This is a genomic window from Aquimarina sp. AU58, assembly GCF_900312745.1.
GTDB classification, from domain to species: domain Bacteria; phylum Bacteroidota; class Bacteroidia; order Flavobacteriales; family Flavobacteriaceae; genus Aquimarina; species Aquimarina spinulae.
Map to the genome: position 1 here is coordinate 181,735 of NZ_OMPD01000014.1, position 12,520 is coordinate 194,254.

General features: G+C 31.4%; 12 protein-coding genes. 1 reads left to right on the forward strand and 11 read right to left on the reverse strand.

Annotated features, from left to right (window positions below; all coding sequences use genetic code 11):
• Positions 1-111: 111 nt before the first annotated feature.
• From DK441_RS12515 to DK441_RS12540, 7 genes are all read right to left on the reverse strand, one after another.
• Positions 112-1,539, reverse strand: coding sequence for a hypothetical protein (locus tag DK441_RS12515; protein WP_109851027.1), 1,428 nt, complete (start codon positions 1,537-1,539; stop codon positions 112-114).
• A 361-nt stretch (positions 1,540-1,900) separates the two neighbouring features.
• On the reverse strand, positions 1,901-2,089 hold the full coding sequence (locus DK441_RS26565) for a hypothetical protein (protein WP_160112080.1): 189 nt from the start codon (positions 2,087-2,089) through the stop codon (positions 1,901-1,903).
• 361 nt (positions 2,090-2,450) lie between these two features.
• Positions 2,451-3,290 carry a hypothetical protein gene (locus tag DK441_RS12520; protein WP_109851028.1) on the reverse strand — a complete coding sequence of 280 codons (840 nt, stop codon included), beginning with the start codon at positions 3,288-3,290 and terminating at the stop codon, positions 2,451-2,453.
• Positions 3,291-3,565: 275 nt separating this feature from the next.
• Positions 3,566-4,030, reverse strand: a complete 465-nt coding sequence (locus tag DK441_RS12525) for a hypothetical protein (protein ID WP_109851029.1) — start codon at positions 4,028-4,030, stop codon at positions 3,566-3,568.
• Between the two features lie 276 nt (positions 4,031-4,306).
• A complete protein-coding gene (locus DK441_RS12530; protein WP_109851030.1) occupies positions 4,307-5,059 on the reverse strand; it encodes a LytTR family DNA-binding domain-containing protein in 753 nt (250 codons plus the stop codon).
• A 12-nt stretch (positions 5,060-5,071) separates the two neighbouring features.
• Positions 5,072-6,919 (reverse strand): sensor histidine kinase, encoded by a 1,848-nt coding sequence (locus DK441_RS12535; RefSeq protein ID WP_109851031.1) that lies wholly within the window; start codon positions 6,917-6,919, stop codon positions 5,072-5,074.
• A gap of 148 nt (positions 6,920-7,067) precedes the next feature.
• Positions 7,068-7,943 (reverse strand): alpha/beta fold hydrolase, encoded by an 876-nt coding sequence (locus tag DK441_RS12540; RefSeq protein WP_109851032.1) that lies wholly within the window; start codon positions 7,941-7,943, stop codon positions 7,068-7,070.
• 27 nt (positions 7,944-7,970) lie between these two features.
• Between DK441_RS12540 and DK441_RS12545 the strand changes: the two genes are divergently transcribed.
• A complete protein-coding gene (locus DK441_RS12545; RefSeq protein WP_109851033.1) occupies positions 7,971-8,627 on the forward strand; it encodes a TetR/AcrR family transcriptional regulator in 657 nt (218 codons plus the stop codon).
• A 149-nt stretch (positions 8,628-8,776) separates the two neighbouring features.
• Here the strand turns inward: DK441_RS12545 and DK441_RS12550 are convergent, their stop codons facing one another.
• From DK441_RS12550 to DK441_RS12565, 4 genes are all read right to left on the reverse strand, one after another.
• Positions 8,777-9,262 carry a collagen-like protein gene (locus DK441_RS12550; RefSeq protein WP_160112081.1) on the reverse strand — a complete coding sequence of 162 codons (486 nt, stop codon included), beginning with the start codon at positions 9,260-9,262 and terminating at the stop codon, positions 8,777-8,779.
• A gap of 486 nt (positions 9,263-9,748) precedes the next feature.
• Positions 9,749-10,477, reverse strand: coding sequence for a metallophosphoesterase (locus DK441_RS12555; protein WP_109851035.1), 729 nt, complete (start codon positions 10,475-10,477; stop codon positions 9,749-9,751).
• A gap of 36 nt (positions 10,478-10,513) precedes the next feature.
• The gene (locus DK441_RS12560) at positions 10,514-11,650 is read right to left on the reverse strand and encodes an ATP-binding protein (RefSeq protein ID WP_109851036.1); all 1,137 of its coding nucleotides are present in this window, start codon (positions 11,648-11,650) and stop codon (positions 10,514-10,516) included.
• An 85-nt stretch (positions 11,651-11,735) separates the two neighbouring features.
• A complete protein-coding gene (locus DK441_RS12565) occupies positions 11,736-12,488 on the reverse strand; it encodes an SDR family NAD(P)-dependent oxidoreductase (protein ID WP_109851037.1) in 753 nt (250 codons plus the stop codon).
• Positions 12,489-12,520: the final 32 nt, after the last annotated feature.

A 12,520-nucleotide genomic window follows, 5' to 3' on the forward strand; every position in this document is an offset into this window, starting at 1 on the left:
AATTTTTAATTTTGAAAAAACAATGTTTTTGCACTGTAATTGTTACAGAGATATTGCTTGAAGAATTGAACTGATCTTGAATTCATTAACTAAATTAAACATTAAAAAATATCACTTAAGGAAGCTATCCATCAATATTGTAAAGCTGTTTCTGGAAGGAATGTTAGTAATTGCATCAATAGTTGCATTAAGCGTTGCTGTTCCTTCAACATCATCCAATTGAAAAACTCTTGCATCATTTCCAACACCTATTTGAAGTTCTTCAATATCAGTGATATAGAAGTATGCTGTATTAACATGCCCACTAATGGATATGTACTGCAACGTCATCGTTTTTTGCCCATCTGGACCAGGAGGTGCAGTGATGTAATATCTAGCAGTTTCATCATGAGTAGTTGGGTTGTCAATTACTGTCTCATAATTGTTACCTATCATTACAAGAAGTGTCCCTTGTTCTGCATCTCCTGGTGAAGTAACGATTCTTGTATTAGAAGGGATTCCCAGTACTAAACGATCAATACCGGTATCAGACCAAAGTGCGTTTCCCCATGCTCCTCCTCCAAAAAAATTAGGACCAAGCCATGTATTTGGTTGTTGATTTACTTCATCTACATGCCAGACAAAAAGATCTCCGCCATTTCCGCCAAAGACTCTAAAATCACGTGCATTTCCTCCTATAACAACAATATCTGTCCCATCATAAGTATCTAGTGCATCTGTTCTACCATCGTTTCCATTTCCGGCATCTATTGCTGCTCTTTCCCAGTTGTTTACAAAAATCAAATCGTTTCCTGGGCCTGTATGAATACTGGTGGTCATAATATCATATACCCCTGGATTTAGTACTTCTGCGCTTCCAATAATTACTAGGTCATTATCATGCTGGTGGCCGGTTGCACTAGAACCTGTCCTGACTGCTGCTGAATGGCTATGACGAAACCTTAACATATCTGGGCCGTCACCAAAATTTACAGGATCTCCATACATAGGATTGCCTGCCGAACTAAAAGAACCTTGCAATCCTAAATCAATAATATCTGTACCTGGTGAACCATAAAATAGTTCTAGGTGTGAAGTCACATCAACTCCGGTAATTACGTTGCGATTGAGTCTCCAACCAAATTCCTGGTTAGAAAAATCAACAAGTAGGTCAAAGTCTCCTACAGAGTTTGAAAACCCTCGCCAATTTGCCAATAATGAGGTTATGTTCCAATCCCATTTTCCGGGAGGCAAAATAGGAGAAGCTTCCCCTTCCACAGTATGTCCATCAAAATAAATGTCATCGTAAAGACCATCGATAGGGAAGTCATCGGAGGTAGGCTCCCAGGAACCATCCCAAGAATATGCATTGTGTTTTAATGGCCAATTGGTGCCGAAATCATCAATAATATCTGAATCAGGAATCTCATCTATTAAAAAAGACTCATCTGTACAGCTCCCTGTGAATATAAGTATAAGAAGACAGAAATATTTAATACTATTTTGCGTTGCGTAATCCTTCTTTGAGGTAGGTTTTGTGTAGTTAAATTTAATTCTCAAATTATTCAATTTTTATTAAAATATTATTAAGTAACACTCTCTAATCCTTGATCGAATTAGAGAGTGCGGGGATATTTAGTAACCCAGATGGGGATTTAGAAGATTGGAAAACATTTAAAACGGTGTAGTGATATTGAATTCAAAAAATATACTACACAAACTACTTCTGGGTTACTTATAAAACTCTAAAATTATTAATGTTTGGCAAGGTGTTTTTGTAAAAACGTCATACTCGGTATAGTTAAACCTATGTTCGTAATGAGCAGTTAGGAGGTTCACTAATTGGTATATAATAATTGCCTTTATGATCTTTTATGCTTCATCAGATAAAACCGAAGCGAGGCATAAAAAAGCTTATTTTTTAGTGTCTATAATTAGAGCAATAGCATTCTCCATTATGAAGCGCTCCTGTGTCATGTCCAGCACTTCTACACTCCTGACAACAGGGTCCGCAATAGCTAGTAATGAATAATCCTCCACCAGCAATTCCTTTTTGCTGTTTTTTGTCAATTTTTTTGACATTTTCTAAGTTTAAAATGTTGTTTAGCATGATGTGAAATGTTATGATTTTTTAAATAACTATACTGATTTATATCAAAGGTTTAAGCATTATACTCTAACTCTATCATATCAGCGTTTGGGGTAAAATTATAGTATTAATTAAGAGTTGTGAGGTGCAATTGACAAAAGGTATGTTTCAATAGATAGTTGTATGTTTTCAATATACGAGCATAGCTTTTTAATTGATCATCGAACAAATTGGTTGTTGTTAAAATAAGAAGAACCCCCTAATCCCAAATTTGAGATTAGGGAGAACTCCTTCCTAACTTAATTAAACATTACTAACAAACATTGTACATGCTAAGAGTTTAAGTTGAGGCACTTTTTATGCTAAATAGATAAATAATTATTTAGTTCTTATCTAATCCCAATACGTTGTCTTTGTATCCAGAAAAACGTACTTTTCCTCCATATCGTTGCTCATTAATACTTGAGATATAAATGTATCGTTTTCCCTTTGCGAAAAATGATTTTGAGTAATATCTATGTTTACGTGGAGGAATATCGATGATGGCATAAGTTTTTAGAGGACCATTATTAGGAGAATACTTATGATAAATTCTTAATTCTTTGTTATAATCGCAATTGGTTAAACCAAACTGTACTCTTCGACATTTATTTTTTTTATTATGAAGTTCACTACCGGAAAGATCATATGTATTATAATTTTTGAAGGATATTGTAACACGATCAGGTTTAGAAAGTAAGTTTTCAACGTACCTTTCTTTCCACCCATTACACAAAGAAGGGAATCGTAGAGCTTTAATATGGTTTGTAAATGATTTAGAAACAGGAATATTTGTACTATGTTTTTCTATAGTACCTCTTTGCAATGCTTTTTCTTTGATTTTTTGATCTTCTTCTAATTTGATAAGATCTGTAGGTACGGCAATATTTTTGTCGGTTAAGGTTAAAAAACGATCTAACAGGCTTAAATCATTTAACTCATCTAATTCGCCAAAATTATCAGAATCTCCCGAGGCTTCAAAGACAATACCGTCGGTTTCTGTTTTAAAAGTAATTGTAGTGTTACTAGGCAATTCTATAGTTGCCAAAGTTTTAGTTGTTAAAACAGGTGCTTCTATCGATTCTTCAGTTTTAGGGATAGTATCTTCTTCAGAACTACAAGAATAACATAAGAAAAGAGTGAAAATTACAAGGATTCTTACTAAATTAAAATTGATTTTCATGGTTGTAAGTTTTAAGATTAAGTTCAAACTTAAGGACTCCAGAAAACAACAACCAGGTAGAATTAATAATTATACGGTTTCAATTGATAGATATAACTTATCAATTAATGATTGAAAAAATTGATATAACCCATGACTCTTATAAAAGTACGAAGAACCCCCTAATCACCAACTTAAGATTAGAGGGTAAATACTTATTTGGGGCGTTTTATAAGGAAAAACTTACTAAAGAAAACCTATAATTACTCTAGGAGCATTACCTTATTGATAAGTAATTAGTCATTGTTAACGATAACCTGTTTGTGATAGGCATAATTCTTACCATTACCCTCTAGCATATATGATACTTGAAAATAAGAATCACTAGATAGTAATTTTGGAAATTTTACATTTACTGAATTTGAAGGGATTTCAAAGATCCATGTTGTTTTTGATGCATTAGGTACAGGGTTCTGCCAAATAAAACGAATTCTATATTTTCTTTTTGCTATCGGAATGGCATTTATCATTTGCAGTGTAGGATTAAAAGTGTAAGTAACGTTAGTTAGTGCATCTACATTTTTAGGACCAAGTAGTCCAGGAGTAATAAAAAAGTTAAGTTTGTTAGAATTAGTATTTTCTGTAACTTCAATTTGATCAAACGCTGTAGATTGATTGATAATTTCTTCGGATTCATCCTGGTCACAAGAGATAAAAAATAATAGTCCAAGGATTGGTAATACATAAAATAATTTTTTCATAATGATTTTGATTTCTAAATTTAAAATGATGTGAAATAATCTGATTTTTTAAATAACTATACTGATGTATGTCAGAGGTTTGGATATTATACTTTAACCCTGTATATCAGTATTTAGGTAAATTTAGAGTAAGTAATCAAGAGTGGTAAATGGGAATTTATAAGAGATGTGTTTCAATTAATAGATCTATGGTTTCAATTGATAAGACAACGGGTTAATCGAAATATTAATTCATTTTTGAATATGTAAATAATAAGAATACTTTTTGTTGTACTATTACAACAGATGGCTCATGGCAATGAGAAACTTTTCTTTTTTATTTTTCGAAATATTAATGATGTCATTATTATTCATCATGATATAACCTCCGTCTGACTTTACAAATTTTTTCACTTCTTTTAAATTGATCAAAAAACTATTATGTGTTCTCATAAATTGTTGTTCGATCAATAAGTTTTCATATTCTTTAAGATGTTTACTTACTAAAAGAGATGTATTATTTTTGAGAATAAATGAAGTGTAAGCTCCATTAGCCTTGCAGTATATGATATCCTTTATATTAATAAACTCTACACTATCTGCTGTAGAGAGACATATTTTATTAAACTTTGGCTGCTGTTGTAGATTATCTATTAAGGTTTCTAACTGTTTTTTATAAACCTCTTGATCTTTCTTTTTCTTTGCTTTTTCTATGGCATTTTTGAGTTCTTCAATACCTAAAGGCTTAAGTAAATAATCTAAAGAAGAAAATTTTATAGCCTGTATGGCATATTGCTCGTAAGCAGTAGTAAAAATTACCTCAAAATTTATGGTATCGATTTGGGTTAATATATCAAAACCTATTCCTGATTGCAGCTCTATATCCAAAAACACAACATCAGGATTATAGTTTTTAATTTTATCGACGGCTTCTATAACAGAATTTGCAGTTGTTAGAACAGTGGTCTCCTGGCAAAACTCTTCTATTAATTTTGTTAAGGCCTCTCTACTGTGTTTTTCGTCATCTACAATTATTGCTGTTAAGCCCATAATTTGAAAATTTTATTCGGTTTGAATTTTGATAACCACCTTTGTTCCTATAGATGTACCATAGTTATCTATTTTATCTATAATTTTTATATTTTTTTCCTCAGATTTATGAAATTGTTGTAATCTTTTTTCAGTTAATTCTAAACCTCTTGATTTTATAGGTTTTTTAAAAGACGAATTTATGTTTTTAGCAGCACTTCTTCCTATACCATTATCATCTACTTCGCAAATAATATGATTTTTTTCTTTTCTGAAACAAATATTTAGTTTTTTATCCTCTCCTTTTTTATTTAATAAACCATACAGGATTGCATTTTCGACAAATGGTTGAATGATCAACATAGGTACCTCTTCGACATCTGGATTTAGCGTGTCGGTTACATGAATGGCATACTCAAAACTGGCATCAAAACGTAAAGCTTCTAATTCTAAATATTGATGTAGTAAGTTGATTTCATCTGATAATACGATATTTGTTTCTATAGAATTTTCAAGTAGGTTTCGCATTAAATGACTAAACTTAGAAAGATATTTTAAAGCAGCTTCTTTTTTTTCGAATACAATTAAATGTTGAATCGATCCTAAAGAATTAAAAATAAAATGTGGATTTATCTGAGCTCTTAGCGCTTTACAATTGTTAATAAATGATTCTTTTTCGAAGAGGAGTTTCTCTTTATGCTCCTGATGTATTTTATACGCCAAACCTAATGCAAAAATTATGATTTCGAGAGTTGCTCCTGCTATCATATAATCACATTTCTTGGTAAAAAAGAAACCCAGAGTGCCTATCATGAATAGGAATGATCCAGCAACTATAAAATAAGCTAAACGGTTTTTGGCAGTAAGCAGTAAATAAATCATCCCACCAATACCAAAAAGAGTCATTATTAAACGCTGAATATTCATGATATAAATAGCTGCTTCAAAATATTTAAAATACAAAAAGAAACTGTCTATAATTATAATGATAACAAGTGTGTAAATGATACATTTTATGATACGATTGAGCGTAGGGTAGTCTTTTTTTGTGGCTAGATAAAACGAAACAAAATAAACATAACATAAATTAATTAATACTTGTGCGATCTGAAAAAACCAATGTACTATTATACTATAGCTATCAAAAATGATATTATTTGCTATAAGTAAAGGACCATTTAGGTAGATAAATAACCACAAAATGTATAAAGAGTAAAATAAGAATTCAAAATTTCCCGAAGTTATAAAGAACGCAAGAGTAAGAATAAACATAACCAGACATATCCCTGTAAAAATGTATTTGCGTATTGGGATTGTAATATTTTTTTTGAGGTAATAGCTCTGTGCTGAGTGGTTTATAGTTTGTAAAGCATAGTGAAATTTCCAATTAACAACACGATCTGAAAATCTTAAACGTCTTATTTTTAAATATATAAATCGGTTTTTGATAAGTGAACTATATTTAAGAGGTATTCTATTAATATGGGATATAGAATTAATTTTTTCTGAACCATCAAATAAACCAAATTTCTTTTCTATCAGTATATTGTTCTCGACACAAAACATAGATGCATGTGCATAATTACTGGATTTTAGAAACCAGAGACTATCAGTTTTTAGTATTTCTAATTCTTTATTGAGGTCGATTTTTATCCAATAAATATCTTTAGGTCTGGTTTTATCGGTAAAATAGCCAGATGATCGAAAGTGGGTGCCTGGTTTTATAATATCATGTATCGATAATGTATCATCGGTAGTTTTATATACTTCGAAAGGAACTTGAGTTGTGTTTTTATGTAAATTATTTTGGGCATTGAGACTATAGCAATATACATTCGATAGAATAAGAACAGAAATTATATATAGTAAACTTTTTGGCATAAGCCCTATTGCTATTTATCGTTGAGAGTGTGTTATTAATATAACGTTTGTAGAAGGTAAGACCCCAGTCCCTCATGTAAATTGTGTTAGAAATATTTTCTATTTCTAGATTAGAACTTACCATGTAATGGTAAAGTAAAATGTTTTCTTATGACTCTTTAAGCCATATGTTGATTTGTTTTTCGATCTGAGCATATGTTTTTTGATCAGGAATATGTTTTGTGTTTTTTAAGAAAATAGAGTCCTGAAAATTGTCAAATATTTCTTTACATCTTTTTAGCGCTTTCTCGCCGGGAAAAAAGATATCATTATCAGCAAATATTGCATAAACAGGGGCGGTTAGATGATTTACATCTTTCTTTTGTAAAAGAGGAGGTCTTCGATAATCCATTTTTGTGCCTAATAAAACGTTCTTTTGAAAAGCAATAGAATACGCATCTATTGTAGTGTAAAATGCGTTCATGAATTTTAGAAGGTATTTTTCTTTTTTAGTAAATAGAAAACTTAATAAGGGGAAGGTTAAATGCTTCATTGATGTGCCAAAAGAACCATTTACAAGACCACTGGGGACAACAAATATACCTTTGTGTACCTTCTCTGGTCGGTAGGACATTATTTTTTGCAATAAAAATGCTCCATAGGAGATACCAATTATAGTAGCCTTTTCAATATTTAAAATATCCATGGTTTCAGAAATCCATTCCCCATAAGAATTGTCATTAATGGGTAACCTGTTTTCTGTGCTTTTGGTGGTTTGACCTATAGTATCTATGGCATAAATTCGGTAATTATCCCTTAGGTTTTTTATAGGTTCGATAGCTAATGGCGCACCCGCATTTATGCCATGCAAAATAATAATAGGAGGATTTCCTAGCATTCCTGTGGTAATTATATGTGTTTTACCAGCTTTTGTATTTACATAAATATCTTCATATTCAATTTCACATGATTGTAGTTTTTCATCATATAATTTCATTATGATATCTTTCGTTTCTTTATTTTTATAAATACTTGTGTTTGCCATTACGTTGTTTTTTAACAAAAATATACTATGTTGCTAAAAATTAGTCCATTCGGACTAATTAAATTTATGTTGATGAATATTAAGGATATAATTAAAGGAAAAGCCCTCGAACTTTTTAATGTAAAAGGAGTTATGAATGTAACCTTAAGAGAGGTTGCAAAAGAATTGAATAAAAGTTATGGTAATATTACATATCATTATAGAACCAAAAATTGCCTGATAACCGCCTTGTATAATGATATGATGATCGAAACAAAAGCAATAGCAACCTCTTTTAGCAATGGTAATTTTTTTTACGAAATTTTGGATGCCCCAAAAAAGACGTTTAAGATTTCTATGAAATACCTTTTCTTTTATGTTGATTATATTGAAATAAGACGCAATTTTAACACTGTTTTCATAAACTTTGAAAAAAACAATGATATTAGAAAAGTGTTCTACAAAAGCGTTTTAGAGCAATTGCAAGATCAAGGAATAATTCGGGCAGAATTGAATCCAAAAGATTTGGATTATTTAATGGAGTTAAGCGGTGCTATAAGAACATTCTTTTTTCTTAATGTTTCTTCAGAAAAATTTCTAGATAAAGAGCTGGAAAACCAATATGTAGAGTATGTAAATAGATTACTTATTCCGTACCTCACATCAAATGGTTTAGAACAATATAATACCTATAAAACAGAATAAACATTTTTCTTAAAAAAGAGACAAATTAGTTTTGAAATGCTATAATTAGAACAACCTTTACCTAATTTAATTAGGTAAAGGTTGTCTGTAGTTTATTATGTAGTCAAAAACTTTTTTTGTTACGTATGTTTGACTGCTGCGTAGTGAAGTTAATCTGCTAGATTATAGAATGATTCTACTTCTAGGTAGTTTTCAAAATTAATACCGCTGGCATCATTACCTTCTACCAGTACAAATCGAAGTCTAAGATTAGATTGAGTAAAAGTAGCACGTAATGTAGCTTTTCCAACCTCAATTTTGTCAATCTCAAGAATGATTTGCTGTCCTAGACTAAGTGGTAATACTTCCCAGTAATTATTTCCTGTTACTGTTACATAGGCGTAAACAATACCAGTGTCAAATATTTCCTTTGTTAATTGGGGAATGTCAAAAACATTATCCCCGTTAGATATCGTTTGGTTTTCGAATAAAACAGAAACTACATTAGCATTTCCATCCTGTCCATTTGCCCCATCAGCTCCTGCAGGTCCTTGTGGCCCTATTTGACCATCGACTCCATCTTCTGCAGAGCAAGCACTTAAAACTAAGATTAGTACCAAAATACCATACTTAGAAAATTTCATTATTGTTTCCATACTTTTCATGTTATTAATTATTAATTGTGTGAATACTCGATTGTTTATTTGCGAAGTGTTTTTAGTGATTGATTCCACAATTACAACCTTATGCTACAAAGATGAAGAGCGTTTGAAAAGCTATCAAGAGGTTAAAACCTTAATTTCTATAGGGTAAAACCGTATATTTGTAAGGGTTATTTCCTGAATTTGTATTACCTCAAACTCGTATTTGAAAAATACTGCTAGTTCTATAGCCTATTTCATTTTGTAGAATAAAACAAAAAAATGAGTTGTAATTAAACCTAAAATTTAGCTAGGTTCTGTTTTGAGGATTGATTTTTCTATTAGATTGATCTTTTCCTTAATGATTATAAAAACTAAAGAAAAAGCCATTAATAGATACGCTAAAAATTTCATTGTTGTTTTCATGATATGTGATTTTTTATCATTTACAACCTTAGATCAATAGCTTTAAATTTTTGTTACCCTTTTTACGATAAATTTTTAATTTCTACCATTTTCATTTGGGTATAATTGGTATACGGGATCACTTTGCCAGAACTCTTTGGTATTAATATCCATTATGGTAAGTGGCCCTTTAAATGCAGCTCCTGTATCTATATTCCATACACAAATAGCTTGTATTGGGGTAGTCTGATTGATTCGTGTAACGGGAGTGTGGCCAATATATATCTCATCAAAAAGTAACAGTCGTTTAGGATATTTTGGATCTGTCTTTTTTAGATTGGGATCTGTGGCCAATGCAGTTTCCCATAAAGTTCTATCCCAATAAAATAATTCACTAAAATATTCTCGATGCGGTCCATGAAGATTGGTGAACCCTGCATGAAGAAATAAACGATTGTGAGTATCTATATGATAATTATTAAGGGTTTCATAAAAACTAAGATGGGTGTTAATTTCTTCTTGTGATAGTTTAGCATATGAATCCATAGTCGCTTGACCACCGTGTTGTACCCACTCGGGATTGTGAGTATGTTGTGTGAGCCAGGTATAACAAAGTTCATCATGATTTCCTTTAATAAAAATACAATTGTGAGAAGCTTTGAGCTTAATAAGGAACGAAACCAATGGGGCACTATGGCTCCAACCATCTACATAATCTCCCAGAAATATAAGAGTATCGTCTGTAGTTACCTTTGCTTTTTCAAGTATTTGCTCTAATGCGGTTAGTGCACCGTGAATATCTCCAATTACTAAAATTCTTCCCATGATTGGTTAATTGTTGGTCATTTTTGATGTATTACATTAACTATATCTAACTTTTCTTAAAATCCGAATACTTTCTTTACAGAGAGAATATATAGTATCGTTATAGAGTTTTAAATATGGTTTTGCCTCTTCTAATTTTTCTTTTGCTTCTCTAAGATCATTAAAATAACATATCAAATACGTAGCAGGAAGATTTACAATATCTTTTTCTTCGTTTTTTGATAGCGGAATTTTGTTTTTTAATTTCTCGATTAATGCATTATTGCTATTATATAAATGATGTAATGTTTTACGATCAAATTGTGGCGGTTCAAAAAGAAGTTTGCTTTCGATATCATAACTGGCATTATCCTTAAAGGTAATTACGACTTCTTCTAGAGGATAATAACTAAAAGTATCCTGTAAGCCTAATTGCACATATTCTATAATCTTAAATTGGTCATCGGTTAAGGATATACTCACTTCATCTAATTCTGAGTAAAATAGCTTTACATGCTCATTGATTAATTCGATATCTACTCGGGAGTAATATACTTCTCCATTTTGCCGTTTTTCTTTGGCAGCCCAGCAAACCACAAAATATTCTTTAAAAACCTTATATGCGGGATTGTAATCTATTCTAGAATTCATAAAATCAAACACTCCATCCAAAGTAAGTTCAATATTATTCTGAGCATGACTTTCGATAGCATCTACAATTTCTGAATTGACATCTTTGATTTCAATATCAAAAACTTTAGGCATACTCATGCTACCATCTCTAAAAAAGACACTACCGCCGTAATATTTCCAGATATTTTTGCGAAGAGAACAGAGTTGCCCACCTTGAGGTCGAATGGTTACCAATCCTACTACTTTATCCGATGATAGATGAGGAAAAGGGATATTTTCATAAGACACAATAGGAGGGTTGTCTAAATATGCATTTACCAGGTTTTGAATTTTACTATCGTCAAAAAAATCAACCCCTATAATTTGATTATCTTCATCTTCAACCCCGATTACGATATATGAATTGTTTTTGGGATTAGAATTTGCCAGTGCACAAATATGCTTTAAGAATTTAGCTTTTCCCTCTTTCTCTCCAATATTAAGTTTACGTTTCTTGTCATAAAAACTATTTTCGTCATTATGTGCCAGTAAGTTCTTAATAAGGAGGCGTTTGTTAATCATTCCGTTTACAAATAGCAATTGAAATTTTTCCCAATATAAACTTAGCCATTTTTATTGGGTCAACAATGCGATGAGAATAAAGAAATTATAAACTTTTATTAATTATTGTACTGCCCGCCTGCGCAGTAGGGAATACAATAAGATCTGCAATATTAACATGATATGGTCGTGTAACCACAAAAGTTATAATATCTGCAATATCTTCTGGAGTAAGTGGGTCAAAACCTTTATACACAGTATCTGCTTTTTGATCATCACCTTTAAATCTAATATTACTAAACTCGGTTTCTACTAATCCTGGGTGAATAGCACCTACTCTAATACCGTATGAATTAAGATCCATACGCATTCCCTTGTTAATGGCATCTACAGCGTGTTTACTTGCACAATAGATGTTTCCGTTTGGATAGACTTCTTTTCCTGCAATTGAGCCAATATTGATAATATGACCAGATTGTTGTGTAATCATTTTTGGTATAACTGCCTTAGAAACATACAGTAACCCTTTAACATTAATATCTATCATAGCATCCCAATCATCAAGATTTCCGGTCTGAATAGGGTCAAGTCCATGAGCATTTCCTGCATTGTTAATAAGAATATCAATTGTACTAAACTCTGCTGGAAGGTTTTCAATCATAGAAAGAACCTTGTCTTTATCTCTAACATCAAAACAAAGTGTGTGTACTTGCACTTTTTTACTTAGTTCATCCTGTAGCGTATCTAATCGGTCTTGTCTTCTCCCACAAAGAATAAGATTTATATTATGTTTTGCTAATTCTATAGCGGTAGATTTTCCAATTCCACTAGTGGCCCCTGTGATTAATGCTGTCTTCATAAGTAAGTTTAATATTTAAAAAATGCAACACC